The sequence below is a fragment of the Microbacterium sp. RU1D genome, from assembly GCF_900156435.1.
Taxonomy (GTDB): domain Bacteria; phylum Actinomycetota; class Actinomycetes; order Actinomycetales; family Microbacteriaceae; genus Microbacterium.
On the sequence record NZ_FTPQ01000001.1, the window covers coordinates 1,802,534 to 1,825,387 of the forward strand.

Consider the following 22,854-nt stretch of genomic DNA (forward strand, 5'->3'; position numbering starts at 1 on the left):
CCGAAGGATCGGCCCCGATCATCATGGACATCCGCAACATCCACACCCCCGTCCTCCTCGAGCGCTGCGCCGAGCTGCTCGGTCCCGCCCTGCAGAAGCCCGGTTCCGTCTTCGTCGACGGAACCCTCGGCATGGGCGGGCACTCCGAGGCGTTCCTCGAGCGCTTCCCCCACGCCCGCCTGATCGGTCTCGACCGCGACACCGACGCCCTGCGCATCGCGGGGGAGCGTCTCGCGCGCTTCGGCGACCGCGTCACCCTCGTGCACACCGTCTACGACGGGATCGCGGACGCCGTGGCATCCGCGGGTGTCGACAAGGTCGACGGCATCCTGTTCGACCTCGGGGTGTCGTCGCTGCAGCTCGACGTGGCCGACCGCGGGTTCGCGTACGCGCAGGACGCCCCTCTCGACATGCGCATGGACCAGACCACGGGCATCACCGCCGCGGAGGTGCTCGCCACCTACGGCGAGGGCGACCTCCGCCGCATCTTCGAGCGCTACGGCGAAGAGAAGCTCGCCGGTCGCTACGCGCGGGCCATCATCGCAGCGCGGCAGCAGTCGCCGCTCGAACGCTCCGGTCAGCTCGTCGACGTGCTGCAGGCGGCGACGCCCGCGGCCGTGCTGCGCGAGCGCCACCCCGCGAAGCGCGTCTTCCAGGCGCTGCGCATCGAGGTCAACGCCGAGCTGTCCGTGCTCGAACGCACGATCCCGGCCGCGTTGAGCGTGCTCGGTGTGGGCGGACGCATCGTCGTGCTGTCGTACCAGTCGCTCGAAGACCGGCTCGTCAAGCGCGTCTTCGCCGACGCCTCGACGTCGACCGCTCCCCGCGGCCTCCCCGTCGAGCTGCCCGAGCACGCCCCGACGTTCCGACTCCTCGTCCGCGGCGCCGAGCTCGCCGGCGACGACGAGCGTGCCGCCAACCCCCGTGCCACCCCCGTGCGCCTGCGCGCGGCCGAGAGGATCCAGGAGGACGCATGAGCGCATCCACGGCCATCGACCCCCGGGCCGCTTACCCGGAGTTCCCGACGCCGGTCCGCGAGAGGCGACTCGCCGTCGTCCCCGCGGCGGCCCGTCGACGCGCGCCCCGCCGGCTGTTCGGCGTGATCGCCGTCGGCGGCGCGGTGGTGATCGTGCTGGTGCAGATGGGGCTCGGCATCTTGACCACCCAGAGTTCGTTCGAGATCGCCGCGCTCACGCAGCAGCAGCGCGACCTGACGTACCAGAAGCAGATCCTGAACGACGAGAGCGCCGGGCTCAGCTCGCCGCAGTACCTCGCGGCCAACGCGGCGGCGCTCGGCATGGTCATCGACGAGTCGCCGACGTACCTCCGCCTGAGCGACGGCGCCGTCATCGGCTCGGGCAAGCCGGCCGACACGGCCTCCTCGGTGGATGCCATGGGTCGCGGGTCCGTGCGCAACGCCCTCATCGCGGGTGTGCCGCTGGTGACCGACCCGTCAGCCGCGACCACGGAGACGGGCTCCGCGGCGGTACAGGCACCCGCCGCGCCCGCGCCGGACACGGCGACCGCGACCGCCGATTCGACGACACCCCCGTCGATCGGCGACGGTCTGCCGACTCCCGCGACACGATGAGTCACATGACGGCCACCACCTCCCGGTCCCCGCGGCGTCGCACCGTCGTCGCCCTCTCGGTCGTGCTGATCGTGCTCGTCGCCTTCGTCGTGCGTCTCGTCGACATCCAGGTCGTCAACGCGCGCGAGCACGTGGACGACTCCCTCGCGATGGGGCTGGAGAACTCGCGCGTCGAGTACGCCGCACGTGGCTCGATCGTCGACGAGAACGGCGTGGTGCTCGCCTCGGCGGTGAACCGCTACGACGTGCAGGTCGACCCGATGCTCGCCGCGAAGGGCATCACCACCGTCGACGACGGCAGCGACGACGAGCCCGGCACGACCACCGGGTGGCCGGAGCTCGCGGCGCAGATCGCGGGCATCACCGGGCAGGACGCCGCGGACGTCGAGAAGATCGTGACGGATGCCGTGGCCGACAACCCCGACTCGCGCTACGCGATGATCGCGAAGAGCGTGTCCACCGAGCAGTACCGCGCCCTGGCCGCTCTCCGGCTGCCGTTCCTGAGCTTCCCGCCCCAGTCGGGCCGGGTGTACCCGGACGGCGCCGTGGGCGGGAACCTCCTCGGTTTCGTCGGCGGCGACGGCCAGCCGCTCGCCGGTCTCGAGAACGCCGACAACGACTGCCTCTCCTCCACCAACGGCAAGGTCGTCTTCCAGCAGAGCCGCGACGGCGTCGTGCTGCCCGGGACCGAGGTCGTGACCCAGCCCGCCGTCGACGGCGGCACCCTGAAGCTCACGATCGACCGCGACCTGCAGTGGTACCTCGGTCAGCTGATCGCCGAGCAGGTGCAGAACACCGGGTCGCTGCGCGGCACCATCACCGTCGTCGAAGCGAAGACCGGCAAGATCCGCGCCCTCGCCGAGTACCCCTCGGTCGACCCCAACGACCCCACGGCCACGCCCGCCGACGACCGGGGCAGCCGCGCCTTCTCGAGCCCGTTCGAACCGGGGTCGACGTTCAAGGCGCTCACGACGGCCATCGGCCTCGACAGCGGGTCGTACACCCCCGAGACCACCGTCACCGCCTCCTCGCGCGAGGTGCTCGGCGGCGACGCGCGCGTGTCCGACGCGTTCTCGCACGGCGCGAACACCTACACGCCGACCGGCGTGCTCATCGACTCCTCCAACGTCGGCATCTCGAAGTTCGCCGAGATGATCCCAAAGGAGACGCGCTTCGACTACCTGCAGAAGTTCGGCATGGGCGCGGTCAGCGCCATCGATTTCCCCGGCGAGTCCGCCGGCATCCTGCACCCCGTGGGCGACTGGGACACCCAGACCTTCTACAACACCGCCTTCGGGCAGGGATTGTCGGTCACGGTCCCGCAGCTGGTCGGGGCGTACCAGACCATCGCGAACGGGGGAGTGAAGATCCCGCTCTCCCTCGTGGAGAGCTGCACCGCGGCTGACGGCACCGTCACCGACACGCCCTCGACCGAGGGGACGCAGGTCATCTCCACCGCGACGGCGAAAGAGGTCGGGCTCATGCTCGAGAACGTCGCCACCCAGGGCGAGCTCGCCGACAAGATCGCCATCCCGGGCTACCGCATCGCGATCAAGACCGGCACCGGCGAGAAGGTCGACGAGAACACCGGCGCCTACAAGCCCGACGCGTACTTCACCACGATGATCGGTTTCGCCCCCGCCGACGACCCCCAGTACGTCGTCGCGGTCAACCTCGACGAACCGCGGACGGTAAAATCGTCCGCGGCCACCGCCCCCGCGTTCCAGAAGGCGCTCACGCAGGTTCTCAAGACCTACCGCGTGATCCCGTCCGGGACCACGACCCCCGAACTGCCCAAGTTCGGCTGAGACACCGCCGACGCCGGTCTCGTCTCGGTAACGAATGCGACACGGAAAGGGCGTCCGCACAGCAATGATCTCTACCAGCCTCTCCCAGATCGCCGACGTGCTCGGCGGGCGCCTCGTGCTCCGACGCGAGGACGCTCCCGACACCACCGTCGCGGGTCTGGTCGACACCGACTCGCGTCTCATCGAGCCCGGCGGCATCTTCGTCGCCAAGCCCGGCGAGACGACCGACGGGCACCTCTTCGTCGGCACCGCCGTCGAGCGGGGCGCTGCCCTGGCAATCGTGGAGCGCGAACTCGACGACGACGTCAGTCAGGTCGTCGTCGCTGACGTCGTCGCCGCCCTCGCCGCCCTCGCGCGCGACAATGTGGCGCGGGTCCGCGCGGCCGGCGGGCTGCAGGTCGTCGGCATCACCGGCTCGAACGGCAAGACGACCACCAAGAACATGCTGGCGCGCATCCTCGAGGACGAAGGCCCCACGGTCTCGCCGCGCGCGTCCTTCAACAACGAGGTCGGCGCCCCGCTGACGATGCTGCGCGTCGAGCACGACACCCGGTTCCTCGTCAGCGAGTTCGGCGCGAGCGCCCCCGGCGCGATCGCACGGCTCGCGGGACTCGTGACCCCCGACGTCGGCGTCGTCCTCATGGTCGGCATGGCCCACGCCGGCGGGTTCGGCGGCATCGAATCGACGTTCCACGCCAAGAGCGAGCTGGTGAAGGCCACCCGCGAAGGGGGCCTCGCCGTCCTCAACGCCGACGACCCGCGGGTCGCGGCGATGGAGCCGATCGCGCGCGAGCGCGGGCAGGACGTGCGGTGGTTCGGCCGTGGCGAGCGGGCTGTGGTCCGCGCCCTCGACGTCGAGGTCTCGGCATCCGGAACACGCGCCGACCTGCTGGTCGACGGCGAGGCGCACACCCTGACCCTGCGGGTGCTCGGCGAGCACCACGTCATGAACGCCCTCGCCGCGATCGCCGCGGCGACCGCCCTGGGCGTCTCCGCCGCGGATGCGATCGCGCGCGTCGAGACGCTCGAGATCGCGGAGCGCTGGCGCATGCAGCCGCTCGGCTCCGACCGAGTGCGCATCATCAACGACGCCTACAACGCCAGCCCCGATTCGATGGCCGCGGCCCTGCGCACCCTCGCCCAGATCACCGGCCCCGACGAGCGCACCGTCGCCGTCCTCGGCGCGATGAGCGAGCTGGGGGAGTACGCCGACGAGGAGCACGACCGCGTCGGGCTGCTGGCCGTGCGGCTGCGCATCCAGCGCATCGTCGTCATCGGCCCCGAAGCGCGCCGCATGTATCTCGAGGCGATCGCGCAGGGGTCGTGGGACGGCGAGGCCGTGTTCTTCGCCGACGCCGACGCCGCGTACGACTACCTCTCGACCGAGCTGCGCGACGGCGACCGCGTGCTGGTGAAGTCCTCCAACTCGGCGGGGCTGCGGCACCTCGGCGATCGACTCGGGGAGCTGTTCGCGTGAGATCGCTTCTGACGTCGGCGGCGATCTCGCTCGCCTTCACCCTCTTCCTCACCCCGGTGTTCCTCCGGTGGTTCCGCAAGTGGGGCTGGGGCCAGGTCATCCGCACCCCCGAGAATGTGCACAACCCCTCGCACGGGGCCAAGCGCGGCACGCCCACGATGGGCGGCACCATCTTCATCTCCGGCACGATCGTGGGCTACTTCATCGGCTCCTACGCCGGCAACAACCCGCCGACCGTCTCCGGCCTTCTCGTGCTGTGGCTCATGCTCGGCTTCGGCGTGGTGGGCTTCATCGACGACTACATGAAGGTGCGCCACCAGAACAGCCTGGGGCTGTCGGGATGGCGCAAGATCCTCGGCCAGGTGCTGGTCGTCGTGCCGTTCGCGATCGTCGCGCTGAACTTCCCGAACACGTTCGGTCAGACCGCCGCCTCGGAGTACATTTCCGTCTTCCGCGACATCCAGGTGCTCTCACTGTTCGCGCTGGGCCCGATCCTCGGGTGGCTGCTGTACCTCGCGTGGATCTCGCTCATCGGCACCGCGGCATCCAACTCGGTCAACGTCGCCGACGGACTCGACGGTCTCGCCGCCGGCTCGGGCATCTTCGTCGTCGGCGCCTACAGCCTGATGGCGTTCTGGCAGAACAAGCAGATGTGCGCCGACGTGCTCGACCCGGCGGTGCAGGCCGGATGCTACGCCGTACGCGATCCGTTCGACCTCGCCATCGTGTCGGCGTCGTTCGTGGGCGGCCTGGTCGGGTTCCTGTGGTGGAACGCCCCCAAGGCGAAGGTCTTCATGGGCGACTGCGGCTCGATGGCCATCGGCGGCGTCATCGCGGCGCTGGCGATCTTCACCCGCACCGAGCTGCTGCTGGTGCTCATCGCGGGCGTCTACGTGATCGCCTCCGGCTCCGTGATCCTCCAGCGGGCCTATTTCAAGGTCACCAAGGGCAAGCGGCTCTTCCTCATGAGCCCCCTGCACCACCACCTCGAGATGCGGGGGTGGCCCGAGGTCACCATCGTCGTGCGCATGTGGATCATCGCCGGGCTCCTCGCCGTCTCGGGCATCGGATTCTTCTACGTCGAATGGCTCGCACGCGTATGACCGACCTGTCTTCCCTCAGCAGCTGGCACGCCGACTGGAAGGGCCTGCGCGTCGCCGTCCTCGGCCTCTCGGTGACGGGCTTCTCGGTCGCCGACACCCTCTCCGAGCTCGGCGCCGAGGTGCTCGTGGTGACCGAACGGGCGGATGCCGAATACGGGCGCCTCCTCCCGGTCCTGGGCGTGCGCCTGCACGAGGGGCCGCTGGATGCGGTCCCGGCCGCGTTGAGCGACTTCGCGCCCGAGGTGGTCGTCGCCTCCCCGGGCTTCCCGCCGCATCACCCGCTGATCCGGTGGACGCAGGAGCAGGGCATCGCCCTGTGGGGCGACGTCGAGCTGGCGTGGCGCGTGCGCGACAAAGTCGTGCGTGCCGACGGCCGACCCGCGGACTGGGTGCTCATCACCGGCACCAACGGCAAGACCACCACCACGCGGCTCACCGCCGAGATGCTGGTGACCGCGGGACTTCGCGCGGCGCCCGTGGGCAACATCGGCACCCCGGTCCTCGACGCGGTGCGCGACCCCGGCGGCTTCGACGCGCTGGTGGTCGAGCTGTCGAGCCACCAGCTCTGGTACCTCAACCTGCAGACCGGTCCCGATGCGCTCTCGCCGCACGCGGCCGTGTGCCTGAACCTCGCCGACGACCACCTCGAGTGGCACGGCGGTGCCGACGCGTACCGCGACGCCAAGGCGGGCGTGTATGCGCGCACCCGCGTGGCCTGCGTCTACAACAAGGCCGACATCGCCACCCGCGAGATGGTCGAGGACGCGGAGGTCGTCGAGGGTGCCCGCGCGATCGGCTTCGATCTCGGCGTGCCCGGGCCCAGCGACCTCGGTGTCGTCGACGGCATCCTCGTCGATCGGGCGTTCCTCGAGGAGCGCGCGACCTCCGCCCTGGAGCTCACGACGGTGGCCGACCTCGCGGCCCGGGGACTGGCGGCGCCGCACATGGTCGCCAACATCCTCGCGGCATCCGCCCTCGCCCGCTCGCTCGGCGCCACCCCGGCGCACATCTTCGACACGCTCGAACGCTTCCGTCTCGACCCGCACCGCATCCAGGTCGTCGGCGCGCACGCCGGAGTGACCTGGGTCGACGACTCGAAGGCGACCAATCCGCACGCGGCGGCGTCGTCGCTGGCGGCCTACCCCAGCGCCGTCTGGGTCGTGGGCGGCCTGCTCAAGGGCGTCGACCTGTCCGACCTCGTCCGCGCACGCGGAGCGGCGGTGCGCGCCGTCATCGTGATCGGGACGGAGCGCGGCGACATCGTCGCGGCGTTCGCGCGACACGCCCCCGCGGTGCCGCTGTTCGAGGTCGACCACGCCGAGACTGAAGACGTCATGGCGCAGGTCGTCGAACTGGCGGCGGGTGTGGCCCGGGACGGAGACACGGTTCTCCTGGCTCCCGCGGCGGCGTCCTTCGACCAGTTCGCGTCCTACTCCGACCGCGGCGATCGTTTCGCCGACGCGGTGAGGGCGTGGATCGCCGGCCAGGACGACGGAGTATCTCGACCCACCGACTGAGGGGACCACGCGTGACCACGACGGCACCCCCTCCGCGGCAGACGCCCGACGAGCAGCCCGAGCGCGGCGGTCTCATCGCGCGCGTCTCGCTCGGTCGTGCCTTCCGACCGGTCGCGAGCGAATTCCTGCTCATCGCGTCCGCTGCGCTGCTGCTCACGGGCTTCGGTCTCGTCATGGTGCTGTCGGCGACCTCCGCCCTCGACGGCGGGCAGAGCCCCTTTGACCACGTCATCAAGCAGGGCGTGTTCGCGGTCATCGGCATCCCCCTGATGTTCGTGCTCAGTCGCGCGCGCATGAGCTTCTGGAAGAAGATCGCCTGGCCCGCCCTGATCTTCGCCACGCTGTTCCAGTTGCTGGTCTACGTCCCGGGCCTCGGCATCGCCTCGTACGGCAACCGCAACTGGGTGCAGATCGCGGGCTTCCAGTTCCAGCCCGCGGAGTTCCTCAAGCTCGCGCTCGCGCTGTGGATGGGCGCGGTGCTGTTCCGCAAGCGTCGTCTGCTCACGTCGTGGAAGCACGTCTTCATCCCGGTCGTGCCCGTCGCGGTCCTCGTGATCGGCACCGTGCTCGGCGGCAAGGACCTCGGCACGGTGATGATCCTCGTGCTCGTCGTGCTGGGCGCCCTCTTCTTCGCCGGCATCAAGCTGCGCATGTTCATCGTTCCCGCGGCCCTGTCGCTGGTGGTCGTGCTGCTGTCGGCGGTGGGCAGCGAGAATCGCATGGCCCGCATCGCGAGCCTGTTCGACCCCGACGACGCCTCCTGCTACTACACCTCGTGCTATCAGTCGCTGCACGGCATCTGGGGGCTCGCGAGCGGCGGGCTGCTCGGACTGGGCCTCGGCAACTCCAAGGAGAAGTACGACTGGCTCCCGGCCGCGGCCAACGACTACATCTTCGCCATCATCGGCGAGGAGCTGGGCCTGGTCGGCTGCGTGGTCGTGCTCGTGCTGTTCGCCGTCTTCGCCGTCGGCGCATTCCGGATCATCCGCCGGACCGACGACAGCTTCGTCCGCATCGTCGCCGGCGCCATCACCCTGTGGATCGTCGGGCAGGCGCTGGTGAACATCGGCGTCGTGCTGCGCATCTTCCCGGTGCTGGGCGTGCCGCTGCCGTTCATGTCGCAGGGAGGGACGTCGCTGTTGTCGGTGCTCATCGCGTGCGGTGTGCTGCTGTCGTGCGCGCGTACGCTGCCCGACCGTCGCGACGACGACCCCGTCGCGCCGCGGCCGCAGCGGCGGGCGGGCGCGGGAGCGGCGCGACGCCAGGGCCGTCGGGTCTGATCGCCGCCGCGACCTGACTAGGGTCGTACGGTGACGACTTACCTCCTCGCCGGCGGCGGCACCGCCGGGCACGTGAACCCCCTCCTCGCCGTCGCGGACGGCCTTCGCGCGCGCGACGCCGCGGCCGACGTCCTGGTGCTCGGTACCCGCGAGGGCCTCGAGTCGCGCTTGGTCCCGTTGCGCGGGTACGAGCTGCTCACGATCGCCAAGGTCCCGTTCCCGCGTCGACCCGACCGCGCCGCCGCGGTGTTCCCCGCCCGCTTCCTCCGCGCGGTCGCCGACGTCCGCCGCATCATCCGGGCGCGCGGCGTCGATGCGGTGGTCGGGTTCGGCGGCTACGCGGCCGCGCCGGCCTACATCGCCGCACGCCGCGAGCGCGTGCCGTTTATCGTGCACGAGGCCAACGCCAAGCCCGGGCTCGCCAACGTCCTGGGTGCGCGGACGGCGGCGGGGGTGGGCGTCGCGTTCGCCGGCACGCCGTTGCGCGGGGCGCGTGAGGTCGGGATGCCGCTGCGTCGCGAGGTCGTCGAGCTCGACGCCGCAGCGCGTCGCGGGGAGGCGGCGGCCCACTTCGGCCTCGACGCCGACCGTCCGACGCTCCTCGTCTTCGGCGGCTCCCTCGGTGCGCTGCGTCTGAACACCGCCTTCGAGGGCGCGTGGCGCGACGTGTTGGCCACCGGCTGGCAGCTGCTCCACGTGACGGGGCAGAACTCCGAGACCCCTGATCCGGGCGTCGAGGGGTACGTCGTGGTCCGGTACGTCGACCGGATGGACCTCGCCTTCGCCCTCGCCGACCTCGTCGTCTCCCGCTCCGGCGCGGCCACGGTGAGCGAGATCAACGCGCTCGGCATCCCGGCCGTCTACGTGCCCTACGCCGTCGGCAACGGCGAGCAGAGGTTGAACGCCGCCGCGTCCGTGCGTGCCGGGGCGGCGCTGCTCATCCCCGACGCGGACTTCACCCCCGACCGGGTGCGCGCCGACGTCGTCCCCCTGCTCGCCGACGACGAGCGTCGCACCGCCATGCGCGACGCCGCCGCGCGCACCGGCATCCGCACCGGCACGGAGAACGTCATCGCGATGATCGACCAGGCCCTGGCCCGCTGAGGGCCGGCGGGGCGGGCGGTCCGACGCACCGGATGCCGCGCGCCGGGGCGTCCGCGCAGGGTCGGCGACGTAAACTCGCAGATGCCATGATCAGACCCGACCTGAGCCTCCCCATCCCCGAGACCATCACCTCCGCGCACTTCATCGGCGTGGGGGGATCGGGCATGTCCGGCCTCGCCCGCATGTTCCTCGACCGCGGCATCCGGGTCTCCGGCTCCGACCGTGCCGACAGCGCCGCGCTGCGCGACCTCGCCGCCCGCGGTGCGACCGTCCACGTGGGACACGACGACGCGCACCTGGGCGACGCCGACACGGTCGTGCACACCGGGGCGATCTGGCCCGAGAACCCCGAGTTCGTCACCGCCAAGCAGCGCGGTCTGCACGTGATCCACCGGTCGCAGGCCCTGCACTGGCTCATCGGCGGCCGTCGCCTGGTCTCCGTGGCCGGAGCCCACGGCAAGACCACCTCGACGGGCATGATCGTCACCGCCCTGCGCGCGCTGGAGCTCGACCCGACGTTCGTCAACGGCGGCGTGATCGCCGACCTCGGCACCTCCAGCGGCACCGGCTCCGACGACCTCGTCGTGATCGAGGCCGACGAGTCCGACGGCACGTTCGAGCTCTACGACACCTCGGTCGCCCTCATCACCAACGTCGACCCCGACCACCTCGACCACTACGGCTCGCGCGATGCATTCGACGCCGCGTTCGCCCGGTTCGCGGATGCCGCGAGCGAGGCCGTGGTCATCTCGGCCGACGACCCCGGGGCGCGTGCCGTCCGGGAGCGCATCACGCACGCGAACGTCGTGACCTTCGGCGTGGACGACGGCGCGGATGTGCGACTCAGCGATATCCGCACCGACGGGCCGGTCGCCTTCACGCTCACCGCCGTCGGGGAGAGCGTCGACGTGCGCCTGCGCGTCCCCGGTGCGCACAACGCCGTGAACGCGGCCGGCGCCGTCGCCGTGCTCCGCGTGCTGGGTCACTCCCTCGCCGACGCGGCGCGTGCGGTCGAGGGCTTCGGGGGGACTGTCCGCCGGTTCGAGCTGCACGGCGTCGAACGCGGTGTCAGCGTCTATGACGATTACGCCCACCACCCGACCGAGGTGGCGGCCGCCCTGTCGGCGGCGCGCACGGTCGTGGGGGAGGGCCGCCTCATCGCCATCCAGCAGCCGCACACGTACTCGCGCACGCAGGAGATGTTCCGCGAGTTCGCCGAGGTGCTGGAGTCGCACGCCGATCACACGGTCATGCTCGACGTCTACGGAGCGCGAGAGGATCCGGTGCCCGGGGTGACGGGGGAGCTCGTCAGCGGCGCGTTCGCCGACCCTGCGCACGTGCACTACGTGCCCGACTGGCAGGCGGCCGCCGACTACACCGCCGAGATCGCCCGGCCCGGCGACTACGTCATCACGCTCGGCTGCGGCAACGTGTATCAGATCATCCCGCAGGTGCTCGACGCCCTGTCGCGCGGGGCCACGACGGCGCCGGCGGTGTGAGCGTGCGTCGGCCCTCGCCCCTGCCTCCGCCCCCGGAGTCCCGCGCCGCGGCGAAGGCCCGCGTCGACCGCGCGGCCGTGACGGAGTCGCGCGAGGGGGCCCGCGGCGACCTTCGCGTGCCCGCGGCCGCCGGTGACGCGCGCGACGCCGAGATGCGGCATCCCGATTCCGAGACCGCTCCCCTCCTGCCTCTCGTGCGCCCCGTCGACCCCCCGGTCGCGAAAGACACGCCCGCTCGCGAGGGATCGACGACGGATGCCGAGGGGGTGGGCCTGCGCGACGTGTGGCGCGCCTCGCGCGCGCGGCGCCGGGCGCTGTCGGCCGAGGTCAAGCGCTTCACCGCGCGCCAGCGGCGCCGTCGTCGCGTGTGGATCGGCGTCGGCGCGGCCTTCCTCGTCATGGTGCTCGGCACTGCCGGGGCGGCCTACAGCCCGCTGTTCGCGGTGGAGCGGATCGACGTCGTCGGTACGGCGCAGCTCGATGCCGCCGCTGTCGCCGACGCCCTGAGCTCCCAGGTCGGCACGCCGCTGGCGATGGTCGACGACAGCGCGGTCAAGGCCGCGCTCGTGCGGTTCCCGCTCGTGGAGTCGTACACGCTCGAAGCCCGACCTCCGCACGACCTGGTCGTCAACGTCGTCGAGCGCACCCCGATCGGCGCGTTGCAGACGCCGGCCGGCTTCACGGTGGTGGATGCCGCGGGCGTGGCGCTGGCGACCACCCCCGAGGCCCCGGCGGGTCAGCCGCTCCTCGAGATCACCGGCGGCACGGGATCGGCGGCCTTCCACGCTGCCGGTCGCGTCGTGCGCGCGCTGCCCGACGCCGTGCGGTCGCAGGTGACCGGCGTCACGGCATCCACCCCCGACGACGTCACGCTGACGCTCGGTGCGACGGGGTCGCGCGTGGTGTGGGGCAGCGCCGACCGGTCGGCCGAGAAGGCCATCGTGCTGGACCGTCTGATGACGCAGAGCCCGCCCGACCGCGCCAAGGAGTACGACGTCACCTCGCCTGAGGCGGGCGTCGTCCGCTGATATCCGACGCGATAACGGAACACGCCGCGTGTCGGCCCGTCGGCGCCCCCGGCTCGACCTACCTTCGAGCTAAGGAATTGCATACCGGGCAATTCTTTAACCCTCAACATGAGGTTTAGAGTTTCGGGTTCGGGGACAAACGGAGGCCGGCATGAGCCACAACCAGAACTACCTCGCCGTGATCAAGGTCGTCGGTGTGGGCGGGGGCGGCGTCAACGCCGTCAACCGCATGATCGAGCTCGGCCTGCGCGGCGTGGAGTTCATCGCGATCAACACCGACGCGCAGGCGCTGCTCATGAGCGACGCCGACGTCAAGCTCGACGTGGGCCGCGAGCTCACGCGGGGACTCGGCGCGGGTGCCGACCCCGAGGTCGGGCGGCGTGCTGCCGAAGACCACGCGGAGGAGATCGAGGAGGCGCTGCGCGGCGCCGACATGGTCTTCGTCACCGCGGGCGAGGGCGGCGGGACCGGCACGGGTGGTGCTCCGGTCGTCGCCAAGATCGCGAAGTCGATCGGCGCCCTGACCATCGGTGTCGTCACGAAGCCGTTCTCCTTCGAGGGACGTCGTCGACAGAGCCAGGCCGAGGCCGGCGTCGGACGTCTGAAGGAAGAGGTCGACACCCTCATCGTCGTCCCCAACGACCGTCTGCTGGAGATCAGCGACCGCGGCATCTCGATGATCGAGGCCTTCGCCACGGCCGACCAGGTGCTGCTCGCCGGTGTCCAGGGCATCACCGACCTCATCACGACCCCGGGTCTGATCAACCTCGACTTCGCCGACGTCAAATCGGTCATGCAGGGCGCCGGATCCGCCCTCATGGGCATCGGCTCCTCCCGCGGCGCCGATCGCGCCATCAAGGCGGCCGAGCTCGCGGTCGAGTCGCCGCTGCTCGAGGCCTCCATCGAGGGTGCGCACGGCGTGCTGCTGTCGATCCAGGGTGGCTCGAACCTCGGCATCTTCGAGATCAACGACGCCGCCCAGCTGGTGAAGGAGGCCGCGCACCCGGAGGCCAACATCATCTTCGGTACGGTCATCGACGACACCCTCGGCGACGAGGTGCGCGTGACGGTGATCGCGGCCGGATTCGACGGGGGAGAGCCCTCGCTGCGCATCGACGCGGTGGGCGCCCAGCGTCCGGCCTCGGCGCCCGTCGTCCCGGTCATCCCCGCCGACGACGTCGCGCGCGACCTCGACGCCGCCGAGGAGCAGAAGGCCGCCACGGAGCGCGCCCCCGAGCGTCGTCCCGAGCCCGCGCCGGTCACCGCGCGCGTGCCCGAGACCTCGTACGACAACGGCTACGCCGACGACGACCTCGACGTGCCCGACTTCTTGAAGTAAGCACCAGCCGAGTACGCACGAACTCTCCGACGAAAGCGGGTCCGGTCTCCACCGGGCCCGCTCTCGTCGTCGAAGGAGCAGCATGGACACCGCTCTCGCCGATCGGCTCGCCGCCGTCGACGCGCGCATCCAGGATGCCGCCCGCTCCGCGGGCCGCGACCTCGCCGACATCACCCGCATCGTGGTGACGAAGTTCCACCCGGCATCCCTCGTCTCCGATCTGCACGCCCTCGGCGTGCGCGACGTGGGGGAGAACCGGCAGCAGGAGCTCACCGCCAAGCGCGCGGAGCTCGTCGGCATCCCCGATCTGACCTGGCACTTCATCGGACAGGCGCAGACCAACAAGGCGCGCGCGGTGAGGGCGGCGGCGGATGCCGTGCACTCGGTCGATCGGGACCGCATCGCCGACGCGCTCGACGCGGCCGGCGGCGACGCGCCGCTCGACGTGCTGCTGCAGGTCAACCTGACCGACGACGTCGGTCGCGGAGGCGTCGCCCCTGATGGCGTGGAGGCTCTCGCGACCCGCGTCGCCGAACTGTCGAGCCTGCGTCTGCGCGGGGTCATGGCGGTCGCACCTCTCGACGAGGAGCCCGCGCGAGCCTTCGAACGGCTCCGCCGATCTGCGGACACGGTGCGCTCCGTGGTGCCGGATGCGCGGTGGATCTCCGCGGGCATGACGGGGGATTTCCCTGAGGCGATCGCGATGGGCGCGACACACCTGCGGATCGGTTCCGCAATCACGGGCCCGAGGCCCGTGCGCGACTAGCCTCAGAGCAGACGAGCGAACGGAGGATGCGATGTCGAACCCCCTGAAGAAGACGATGGTGTACCTGGGCCTCGCCGACGAGGAAGAGGCCTACGAGGAGACGGCGCCGCAGCCCATCGCGCGCAAGCAGGCGGCGCCCGCCGCTGCTCCCGTGGAGAAGGCCGCGCCGGTGACCCCCCTGCACCGCCCCGCCGTGGTGCGCCAGCCCTCGGCCGGCCCGGTGAGCGAGATCCTCACGGTGCACCCCAAGCAGTACCGCGACGCCCAGACGATCGCGGAGAACTTCCGCGAGGGCATCCCGGTCATCATCAACCTGTCGCAGATGAGCGACGCCGACGCGCGTCGCCTGATCGACTTCGCGAGCGGACTCTCGCTCGGGCTGTACGGCCGCATCGAGCGGGTGACGAGCAAGGTCTTCCTGCTCTCGCCCGAGAACATCGCCGTGTCCGGCGACGGTGCGATCGCGCAGGCCGACCCCGAGGCTGCGCCGTTCGCGCCCCAGTAAGCGATCGTGGCCGTCCTGAGCCTGGTCGGCTCCATCCTCAGCGCGCTGCTGTTCATCTACATCGTGTTCCTGCTCGCGCGCCTCGTGCTCGAGTACATCCCGATGTTCAACCGGGAGTGGCGTCCGCGTGGCGCCACGCTCGTGTTGGCTGAGATCGTCTACACCGTGACGGATCCGCCCATCAAGCTGGTCCGCCGCATCATCCCACCCCTGCGCATCGGGGGGATCGCGATCGATTTCGGATTCGCGATCGTCATGTTCGTCTGCTTCCTGCTGCTGAGCGTGACGCGGTCCCTCGCGGCCGCGTGACCTCCCGCCGCCGTCCTTCGACAGTGCCCTTCGACACTGACGGAGGGCGGCGGCTATGCTGTTCCGAAGCGGTACGCCCCGGTGCGACACCCCCAACAGTTCCGAATCAGAGCTCTCGAAAGAGGAAACACCATGGCACTGACCCCCGATGACGTCGTCACCAAGCAGTTCCAGCACGTGCGCTTCAAGGAGGGCTTCGACCCCGACGAGGTCGACGACTTCCTCGACGAGATCGTCGTCGAGTGGCGCAAGACCATCGCCGAGAACGAGGAGCTGAAGGCCAAGCTCGCCGCGTTCGAGTCCGGTGAGTCCGCTCCGGCCACGGTGGCGGCCCCCGTCGCCGAGGAGCCCCAGGCCGAGGAGCCGGCTCCGGTCGAGACTCCCGCCCCGGCCCCCGTCGCGGCGCCATCCAGCGACGTCGAGCCCGCCGCGCAGAGCGCCGGCATCATCGAGCTCGCGCAGCGTCTGCACGACGAGCACGTCGCCGAGGGCAAGGCCCAGCGCGACCAGCTCATCGGCGAGGCGCAGGCGCAGGCGGCGTCCATCGTCGCCGAGGCCGAGCAGAAGGGCCGCGAGGAGCGCGCGCGTCTCGAGAAGGAGCGCGTGACGCTCGAGAGCCGGATCACCGAGCTCCGCAACTTCGAGCGCGACTACCGCTCGCAGCTGCGTTCCTACATCGAGGGTCAGCTCCGCGACCTCGACACCACCGCGTCGTCGTCGGGCTCCACGCCCGTCTCGGCGATCGGCCTGTAAGTCGACAGACTCTTTGCGCAGTCGAACTCCTCTGCGACCGGCGGCGGCCGGCATCGTCATCGCGATCCTCGCGATGGTGGTGCTGGCCGCCGACCAGTTGGCGAAGACCGTCGCGATCGACAACCTCCCCCCGGAGCGCGTCGTCCCCGTGCTGGGTGACGCCCTGCAGTTCTATCTCGTCCGAAACCCCGGCGCCGCGTTCTCGCTCGGCGAAGGGGTCACCTGGCTGTTCACGATCGCCCTCGCGGTCGTCGCGGCCGTGATCGTCTACCTGGCCGTGCGCCGCGTACGCTCGCGCCTGTGGGCCGTCGTGCTCGGCCTCCTGCTCGGCGGTGTGCTCGGTAATCTCACCGACCGCCTGCTCCGCGAGCCGGGCTTCCCGGTCGGACACGTCGTCGACTTCATCTCCACGCCGTGGATGATGCCGGCAATCTACAACGTGGCCGACGTCTTCATCGTGTCGATGATGATCTCCGTCGCGATCCTCGTGCTCGTCGGGCTCCGGCTCGACGGCACGCGCGAGACGCGCGCGTCGCGCGCCGCCGAGGCGGAAGCCGCCAGCGACGTCGACGCTCAGGCCGACCCCGGCGCGCGCTGACATGGAGTCCCGCAGCCTCCCCGTCCCCGACGGGCTCGACGGAATGCGCATCGACCAGGCGTTGGCCAAGATGCTCGGGTTCTCGCGCACCTTCGCCGCGGAGGTCGCCGACGCCGGGGGCGTGAGCGTCGACGGCCGCACGGCCGGGCGCTCCGACCGCCTGCGCGCCGGTTCGTGGCTCAGCGTCGAGTGGGAGCCCAAGCGCGAGCCCGAGATCGTGCCCGTCGCGGTCCCCGACCTCGGCATCGTCCATGACGACGACGACATCGTCGTGGTCGACAAGCCGGCGGGAGTCGCGGCGCACCCCTCCCTCGGGTGGGAGGGGCCGACCGTGCTCGGCGCCCTCGCCGCGGCCGGCTTCCGCATCGCGACGAGCGGTCCCGCCGAACGCCGCGGCGTCGTGCACCGTCTCGACGCGGGCACGAGCGGCCTCATGGTCGTCGCGAAGACCGAACGCGCCTACACGCTGCTGAAGAGCGCGTTCAAGGAGCGCGAGGTCGACAAGATCTACCACGCCGTCGTGCAGGGCCACCCCGACCCGCTCGCGGGCACGATCGACGCGCCGATCGGTCGGCATCCGCACCATTCGTGGAAGTTCGCGGTCACCCCCGACGGCAAGGACTCGGTCACCCACTACGAGACGCTCGAGGCATTCCCGCGCGCCTCGCTGCTCGAGATCCACCTCGAGACCGGTCGCACGCACCAGATCCGGGTGCACATGGCGGCCCACCGGCATCCATGCGCCGGCGACCCGCTCTACGGCGCCGACCCGACCCTGTCGGCGCGCCTGGGGCTCACGCGGCAGTGGTTGCACGCCCACCGACTGGCTTTCACGCACCCCGGTACGGGGGAGTGGGTCGAGTTCGGATCCCCCTACCCCGCCGACCTGGCGCGGGCTCTGGAGATCCTCGGCGACGGAGTCTGACCCTCGAGCGGGAGGGCCGGACGCCCTCCGGACGTCCGGCTTCCACGCTCCGATCGCGCGGGGGCGTTCGACCTCTTCGCCGTGCTGCGCGGTATCGGCCGGGCTCCGTCCCACGACGCGCCCGGGAGCGCGGGTCCGACTGGGCGTCCGCCCCGAACATCCACGGCCGATGTCGGAGGCCGAACGTAGACTCGACGCGTGGCAGCAGACTCCTTCGCTCACCTTCACGTGCACAGCGAGTACTCGATGCTCGACGGCGCGGCGCGCATCGGCCCGATGGTTCAGGAGGCCGTCAAGCAGGGCATGCCGGCGATCGCCGTCACCGACCACGGCAACACCTTCGCGGCCTACGAGTTCTACAAGACCGCGAAGGATGCCGGCATCAAGCCGATCATCGGCATCGAGGCCTACGTCACCCCCGGCACGCACCGCTCCGACAAGTCGCGCGTGCGCTGGGGCACGCCCGAGCAGCAGAGCGACGACGTGTCCGGTTCCGGCGCCTACACGCACATGACCCTGCTGTCCGAGACGACCGCGGGCATGCACAACCTGTTCCGTCTGTCGTCGAAAGCGAGCATGGAGGGCTACTACTTCAAGCCCCGCATGGACCGCGAGCTGCTGCAGACCTACAGCAACGGCCTGATCGCCACGACCGGGTGCCCGTCGGGCGAGGTGCAGACGCGTCTGCGGCTGGGGCAGTACGACGCCGCGAAGGCTGCGGCGGCCGAGTTCCAGGACATCTTCGGCAAAGACAACTACTTCGCCGAGATCATGGACCACGGTCTCTCGATCGAGCGCCGCGTCATGTCCGATCTGCTGAAGATCGCGAAGGAACTGGACATCCCGCTCGTCGGGACCAACGACCTCCACTACACGCATCAGCACGACGCGACCAGCCACGCGGCCCTGCTGTGCGTGCAGTCCGGCTCGACGCTCGACGACCCCAAGCGCTTCAAGTTCGACGGCGACGGCTACTACGTCAAGTCGGCCGCCGAGATGCGCCAGGTCTTCCGCGACAACCCCGAGGCCTGCGACAACACGCTCCTCATCGCCGAGCGGTGCGAGGTCGAGTTCGACACCTCGGCCAACTACATGCCGCGCTTCCCGGTGCCTGAGGGTGAGACCGAGGGCAGCTGGATGATCAAGGAGGTCGAGAACGGCCTCCACGACCGCTATCCCGCCGGCATCCCCGACGCGGTGCGCAAGCAGGCCGAGTACGAGACTGACGTCATCCTGCAGATGGGGTTCCCGGGCTACTTCCTCGTCGTCGCCGACTTCATCAACTGGGCCAAAGACAACGGCATCCGGGTCGGGCCCGGCCGTGGTTCGGGAGCCGGCTCGATGGTCGCCTACGCGATGAAGATCACCGACCTCGATCCCCTCCAGCACGGCCTGATCTTCGAGCGCTTCCTCAACCCCGACCGTGTCTCGATGCCCGACTTCGACGTCGACTTCGACGACCGTCGCCGCGGCGAGGTCATCCAGTACGTCACCGAGAAGTACGGCGACGAGCGCGTCGCCCAGATCGTCACATACGGCACGATCAAGGCGAAGCAGGCGCTGAAAGACGCCGGTCGCGTGCTCGGGTTCCCGTTCAGCATGGGCGACAAGCTCACCAAGGCCATGCCGCCCGCGGTCATGGGCAAGGACATGCCGCTCGACGGCATGTTCAACCCGGAGCACCCGCGCTACAAAGAGGCGAGCGAGTTCCGCACCCTCATCGAGACCGACCCCGAGGCCAAGACGGTGTTCGACACGGCGCTCGGGCTCGAGAACCTCAAGCGCCAGTGGGGCGTGCACGCGGCCGGCGTGATCATGTCGAGCGAGCCGCTCATCGACATCATCCCGATCATGCGTCGCGAGCAGGACGGCCAGATCGTCACGCAGTTCGACTACCCGGCGTGCGAGTCGCTCGGGCTCATCAAGATGGACTTCCTGGGGTTGCGCAACCTCACGATCATCAACGACGCGCTCGACAACATCGAGGCCAACCGCGGTCACCCGCTCGTGCTGGAAGACCTCGCCCTCGACGATGCGGCATCATACGAGCTCCTCGCCCGCGGCGACACGCTGGGCGTGTTCCAGCTCGACGGCGGGCCCATGCGCTCGCTCCTGCGCCTCATGCGGCCCGACAACTTCGAAGACATCTCGGCCGTGCTCGCCCTGTACCGCCCGGGGCCCATGGGCGTGAACTCGCACATCAACTACGCCCTGCGCAAAAACAAGCAGCAGGAGATCGAGCCGATCCACCCCGAGCTCGAGGAGCCGCTCGCCGACATCCTCGACACCACCTACGGTTTGATCGTCTACCAGGAGCAGGTCATGGCCGTGGCGCAGCGCGTCGCCGGCTACACGCTCGGTCAGGCCGACCTCCTGCGCCGCGCCATGGGCAAGAAGAAGAAGAGCGAGCTCGACAAGCAGAAGGAGATCTTCTTCGGCGGCATGACCGAGCGCGGCTTCGGCGAGGTCGCGCAGCAGACGCTGTGGAAGGTGCTCGAATCCTTCGCCGACTACGCCTTCAACAAGGCGCACACCGCGGCCTACGGGCTCGTGTCGTACTGGACCGCGTACCTCAAGGCGCATTACCCGGCCGAGTACATGGCCGCCCTGCTGACGAGCGTCGGCGACTCGAAGGACAAAATGGCGGTGTACCTCAACGAGTGCCGCCGCATGGGGATCAAGGTCCTTCCGCCCGACGTCAACGAGTCGATCCGCTTCTTCGCGGCCGTCGGGGAAGACATCCGTTTCGGTCTCGGCGCCGTGCGCAACGTCGGCACCAACGTGGTCGACGGCATCGTCGCCGCTCGTCAGGACGCCAGATACACGTCGTTCCACGACTTCCTGTCGAAGGTCCCGATGCACGTGGCGAACAAGCGCACCGTGGAATCGCTCATCAAGGCCGGCGCGTTCGACTCGCTCGGATCCACGCGTCGAGCGCTCATCGAGGTGCACGAGGATGCCTGTGAAGGCGCGGTACTCGACAAGCGGCGGGAGGCCAACGGCGAGGTCGGTTTCGACTTCGACTCGCTTTGGGACGAGCCGCAGCAGGTCGTCAAGGTGCCCGAGCGGCCCGAGTGGACCAAGAAGGACAAGCTGGCGTTCGAGCGCGAGATGCTCGGCCTCTACGTCTCCGATCACCCGCTCGCGGGCCTCGAGGTGCCGCTCGCGAAGCACGCCTCGACCTCGATCCACGACCTCCTCGCGTCCGAAGACGTGCAGGACGGCGACCAGGTCACGGTGGCGGGGCTGCTGACGAGCGTGCAGCACCGCGTCGCCAAGCAGAGCGGCAACCCGTACGGCATGGTCACCGTCGAGGACTTCAACGGCGAGGTGACCGTGATGTTCATGGGCAAGACCTACGCCGAGTTCGCTCCGGTGCTGCAGGCCGACTCGATCCTGGTCGTGCGCGGGCGGGTGTCGCGCCGCGACGACGGACTCAACCTGCATGCGCAGAGTGCGTTCGCCCCCGACCTCGAGGGGCTCGACGAGTCGGGCGGACTCACACTGGTCGTGCCCGAGCAGCGCGCGAACGAGGCACTGGTCGGCGAGCTGGCGCAGATGCTCCGACGCCACTCCGGGTCGACGGAGGTCCTGCTGAAGCTGCACAAGGGTGGCACGGCGAAGATCTTCGAAGTCCCGATGCCCGTGCGCGTCACGGCCGACCTGTTCGGTGAACTCAAGGGACTTCTCGGCCCCAACTGCCTCGGCTGACCCCGTCCCCGTCGGCTCGCGGCCTCCGCGTCGCAACCCCAGCTGACGCTGAAGATCCGCCGGTTACCATGACCGGGCGCTGCGGCGCCCTGGGTGAAAGGACCCCCGTGAACGATCACTACCCCCACGACACCTCCGAGCCCGACCACGACCGCGACCACGTCGACCGCACGGTCGCCTCCGATGCCTTTTTCACCCCTGCCGACGACAGTGCGGCCGGGCCGGTCGGTGCCGACACGCACGCCCCGTCCGACGAAACGCCGCCGGCGGCTCCGGCCGCGTCGAAGAGTCTCTCTGCGCCCACGAGCGCGACCACGTCCCCCGCACCTGCACGCGGCGGCGGCCCCTACGGCGTCGGACCGTTCTCCGTTCGGGAGATCGCCCTGCTGGGCGTGTGGGTGGTGGCCTTCTTCGTCTCGTTCTTCCGCACCAACATCCTCGACTCGCCGTCGGGTGTGCTCGTGGGCGGCGGCAATGTGTGGCTCTCGGGACTGTGGTGGATCCCCGCCGTCGCCCTGCCGACCGCCGCGGTCGGCCTCATCGTGCTGCGTCGGCTGTCCCCCCAGGGCATCCGCCGGGTCGGCTCGCTGGGCATCGACCAATTCGCCTCCGTGGCGTTCACGGTGTCGGCCCTCGTCTGGGTTTCCTGGGTGTGGGACACCGTCGCGGTGTTCGATGAGACCGGGATCTGGACGCGCTCCTGGGTCATCTGGGTGGAAGCCGTCGTGCTGCTGGCTGGTGTCGTCTTCACCGTGTTCGCGCCCGTGATCCCGCCGTTCTCGGCCGACTTCCGCGGCCGCGAAGAGGTTCCAGCGCACCGGAACGCGCGTCCTATTCGACCGGTCGTCCCGCGTCCGCGTACGCCCCGGGCTCCACGTCCCGTCGCGGCGCACGATGCCGGCGGAGCCGACTCTCCGGTGCCCGCACCGGGCACATACACGGGGTCGACCGACCTCGCGCACGATGACGCGGCGCCCGCGACCTCCGTCCTTCCCGCTCAGCGTGACCACGACACGGCCACCGACATCTTCGCCCCGCTGCACGCCGACACCGGTTCGATCCCCGCCCACGATGCGGGCCACGGGGCCGAGCATGCGGCGCACGACGACTCTCACGACGGCCGCGCGCACGACGAGCGCGCACATGACGATCATGCGCACGCGCAGGCGTTCTGGGCCCTGGCACCGGAGGAGCGCGAGATCGTCGACGACTACGGCACGCCCATCTTCCGTATCGGTCCCACGGCGTGGGCGCTCGTCATCGAGGACCGCGGCGAGACCTTCGTCGTGCGTCACGACGACGGTCGGATCGGCTATCTGCACGACGTGTCGGGCGTGACCCGAGGCTGAGATCGCGCGAGGGCGGGGGCGTCGGATTCACCGCCCTCGTTCGCGTCCCTTTGCGCGGCCCGCCGTGTATCGCCCGCCGCGGGTCGCCTCCGCGGTCGCCAGGCCGGACCCTCGCGGGAAGAGCTGGCTGGACACCGGCTGCAAGCCCTGTGGAGGGCGCCGGCGGCTCCACGGACGGCCGGTAGCCTGGAC

General features: G+C 70.4%; 19 protein-coding genes. All 19 read left to right on the plus strand.

Annotated features, from left to right (window positions below; translation table 11 throughout):
- Positions 1–23 precede the first annotated feature (23 nt).
- The 19 genes from rsmH (at position 24) to B0B15_RS16810 (ending at position 22,662) form a co-directional block, all read left to right on the plus strand.
- The gene (rsmH, locus tag B0B15_RS08280) at positions 24–977 is read left to right on the plus strand and encodes a 16S rRNA (cytosine(1402)-N(4))-methyltransferase RsmH (protein ID WP_176776590.1); all 954 of its coding nucleotides are present in this window, start codon (positions 24–26) and stop codon (positions 975–977) included.
- Positions 974–1,591, plus strand: a complete 618-nt coding sequence (locus B0B15_RS08285; protein ID WP_076674889.1) for a cell division protein FtsL — start codon at positions 974–976, stop codon at positions 1,589–1,591. Before rsmH ends, B0B15_RS08285 begins: the two co-directional genes overlap by 4 nt.
- 5 nt (positions 1,592–1,596) lie before the next feature.
- Positions 1,597–3,399 carry a peptidoglycan D,D-transpeptidase FtsI family protein gene (locus B0B15_RS08290; protein WP_076674891.1) on the plus strand — a complete coding sequence of 601 codons (1,803 nt, stop codon included), beginning with the start codon at positions 1,597–1,599 and terminating at the stop codon, positions 3,397–3,399.
- Positions 3,400–3,463: 64 nt separating this feature from the next.
- Positions 3,464–4,876, plus strand: a complete 1,413-nt coding sequence (gene murF, locus B0B15_RS08295; RefSeq protein WP_076674892.1) for a UDP-N-acetylmuramoyl-tripeptide--D-alanyl-D-alanine ligase — start codon at positions 3,464–3,466, stop codon at positions 4,874–4,876.
- The gene (gene mraY, locus B0B15_RS08300; protein WP_076674894.1) at positions 4,873–5,979 is read left to right on the plus strand and encodes a phospho-N-acetylmuramoyl-pentapeptide-transferase; all 1,107 of its coding nucleotides are present in this window, start codon (positions 4,873–4,875) and stop codon (positions 5,977–5,979) included. Before murF ends, mraY begins: the two co-directional genes overlap by 4 nt.
- Positions 5,976–7,496, plus strand: coding sequence for a UDP-N-acetylmuramoyl-L-alanine--D-glutamate ligase (gene murD, locus B0B15_RS08305; RefSeq protein ID WP_076674895.1), 1,521 nt, complete (start codon positions 5,976–5,978; stop codon positions 7,494–7,496). Before mraY ends, murD begins: the two co-directional genes overlap by 4 nt.
- An 11-nt stretch (positions 7,497–7,507) precedes the next feature.
- Positions 7,508–8,776: a putative lipid II flippase FtsW gene (ftsW, locus tag B0B15_RS08310; RefSeq protein ID WP_076674897.1), complete on the plus strand. Its 1,269-nt coding sequence runs from the start codon at positions 7,508–7,510 to the stop codon at positions 8,774–8,776.
- A 30-nt stretch (positions 8,777–8,806) separates the two neighbouring features.
- Complete coding sequence (locus tag B0B15_RS08315) at positions 8,807–9,880, plus strand: UDP-N-acetylglucosamine--N-acetylmuramyl-(pentapeptide) pyrophosphoryl-undecaprenol N-acetylglucosamine transferase (RefSeq protein ID WP_076674899.1); 1,074 nt, start codon at positions 8,807–8,809, stop codon at positions 9,878–9,880.
- 86 nt (positions 9,881–9,966) lie between these two features.
- Positions 9,967–11,379 (plus strand): UDP-N-acetylmuramate--L-alanine ligase, encoded by a 1,413-nt coding sequence (gene murC, locus B0B15_RS08320; protein WP_076674900.1) that lies wholly within the window; start codon positions 9,967–9,969, stop codon positions 11,377–11,379.
- Positions 11,376–12,407, plus strand: coding sequence for an FtsQ-type POTRA domain-containing protein (locus tag B0B15_RS08325; protein WP_256714470.1), 1,032 nt, complete (start codon positions 11,376–11,378; stop codon positions 12,405–12,407). Before murC ends, B0B15_RS08325 begins: the two co-directional genes overlap by 4 nt.
- 151 nt (positions 12,408–12,558) lie before the next feature.
- On the plus strand, positions 12,559–13,746 hold the full coding sequence (gene ftsZ / locus B0B15_RS08330; RefSeq protein WP_076674902.1) for a cell division protein FtsZ: 1,188 nt from the start codon (positions 12,559–12,561) through the stop codon (positions 13,744–13,746).
- Between the two features lie 82 nt (positions 13,747–13,828).
- Positions 13,829–14,512 carry a YggS family pyridoxal phosphate-dependent enzyme gene (locus tag B0B15_RS08335; protein WP_076674903.1) on the plus strand — a complete coding sequence of 228 codons (684 nt, stop codon included), beginning with the start codon at positions 13,829–13,831 and terminating at the stop codon, positions 14,510–14,512.
- Between the two features lie 31 nt (positions 14,513–14,543).
- Complete coding sequence (locus B0B15_RS08340; RefSeq protein ID WP_076674905.1) at positions 14,544–15,017, plus strand: cell division protein SepF; 474 nt, start codon at positions 14,544–14,546, stop codon at positions 15,015–15,017.
- Between the two features lie 6 nt (positions 15,018–15,023).
- On the plus strand, positions 15,024–15,326 hold the full coding sequence (locus tag B0B15_RS08345; RefSeq protein WP_076674906.1) for a YggT family protein: 303 nt from the start codon (positions 15,024–15,026) through the stop codon (positions 15,324–15,326).
- 132 nt (positions 15,327–15,458) lie between these two features.
- The gene (locus tag B0B15_RS08350) at positions 15,459–16,079 is read left to right on the plus strand and encodes a DivIVA domain-containing protein (RefSeq protein WP_076674908.1); all 621 of its coding nucleotides are present in this window, start codon (positions 15,459–15,461) and stop codon (positions 16,077–16,079) included.
- A 13-nt stretch (positions 16,080–16,092) separates the two neighbouring features.
- Positions 16,093–16,677 (plus strand): signal peptidase II, encoded by a 585-nt coding sequence (gene lspA, locus B0B15_RS08355; RefSeq protein ID WP_076674909.1) that lies wholly within the window; start codon positions 16,093–16,095, stop codon positions 16,675–16,677.
- Position 16,678: 1 nt separating this feature from the next.
- Entirely contained in the window at positions 16,679–17,602 is a 924-nt protein-coding gene (locus B0B15_RS08360; protein ID WP_076674911.1) for an RluA family pseudouridine synthase, read from the plus strand.
- Between the two features lie 246 nt (positions 17,603–17,848).
- Positions 17,849–21,313 carry a DNA polymerase III subunit alpha gene (gene dnaE / locus B0B15_RS08365; RefSeq protein WP_371113250.1) on the plus strand — a complete coding sequence of 1,155 codons (3,465 nt, stop codon included), beginning with the start codon at positions 17,849–17,851 and terminating at the stop codon, positions 21,311–21,313.
- A 107-nt stretch (positions 21,314–21,420) separates the two neighbouring features.
- A complete protein-coding gene (locus B0B15_RS16810; RefSeq protein WP_256334239.1) occupies positions 21,421–22,662 on the plus strand; it encodes a hypothetical protein in 1,242 nt (413 codons plus the stop codon).
- Positions 22,663–22,854 lie beyond the last annotated feature (192 nt).

Excerpts from the sequence above, each read along its gene's own strand:
- dnaE (WP_371113250.1), top strand. The coding sequence starts at position 17,849 with ATGCTCGACGGCGCGGCGCGCATCGGCCCGATGGTTCAGGAGGCCGTC.
- ftsZ (WP_076674902.1), top strand. The coding sequence starts at position 12,559 with ATGAGCCACAACCAGAACTACCTCGCCGTGATCAAGGTCGTCGGTGTG.
- B0B15_RS08285 (WP_076674889.1), top strand. The coding sequence starts at position 974 with ATGAGCGCATCCACGGCCATCGACCCCCGGGCCGCTTACCCGGAGTTC.
- B0B15_RS08290 (WP_076674891.1), top strand. The coding sequence starts at position 1,597 with ATGACGGCCACCACCTCCCGGTCCCCGCGGCGTCGCACCGTCGTCGCC.
- B0B15_RS08360 (WP_076674911.1), top strand. The coding sequence starts at position 16,679 with ATGGAGTCCCGCAGCCTCCCCGTCCCCGACGGGCTCGACGGAATGCGC.
- B0B15_RS08335 (WP_076674903.1), top strand. The coding sequence starts at position 13,829 with ATGGACACCGCTCTCGCCGATCGGCTCGCCGCCGTCGACGCGCGCATC.
- murC (WP_076674900.1), top strand. The coding sequence starts at position 9,967 with ATGATCAGACCCGACCTGAGCCTCCCCATCCCCGAGACCATCACCTCC.
- murF (WP_076674892.1), top strand. The coding sequence starts at position 3,464 with ATGATCTCTACCAGCCTCTCCCAGATCGCCGACGTGCTCGGCGGGCGC.
- B0B15_RS08340 (WP_076674905.1), top strand. The coding sequence starts at position 14,544 with ATGTCGAACCCCCTGAAGAAGACGATGGTGTACCTGGGCCTCGCCGAC.
- B0B15_RS08350 (WP_076674908.1), top strand. The coding sequence starts at position 15,459 with ATGGCACTGACCCCCGATGACGTCGTCACCAAGCAGTTCCAGCACGTG.
- rsmH (WP_176776590.1), top strand. The coding sequence starts at position 24 with ATGGACATCCGCAACATCCACACCCCCGTCCTCCTCGAGCGCTGCGCC.
- murD (WP_076674895.1), top strand. The coding sequence starts at position 5,976 with ATGACCGACCTGTCTTCCCTCAGCAGCTGGCACGCCGACTGGAAGGGC.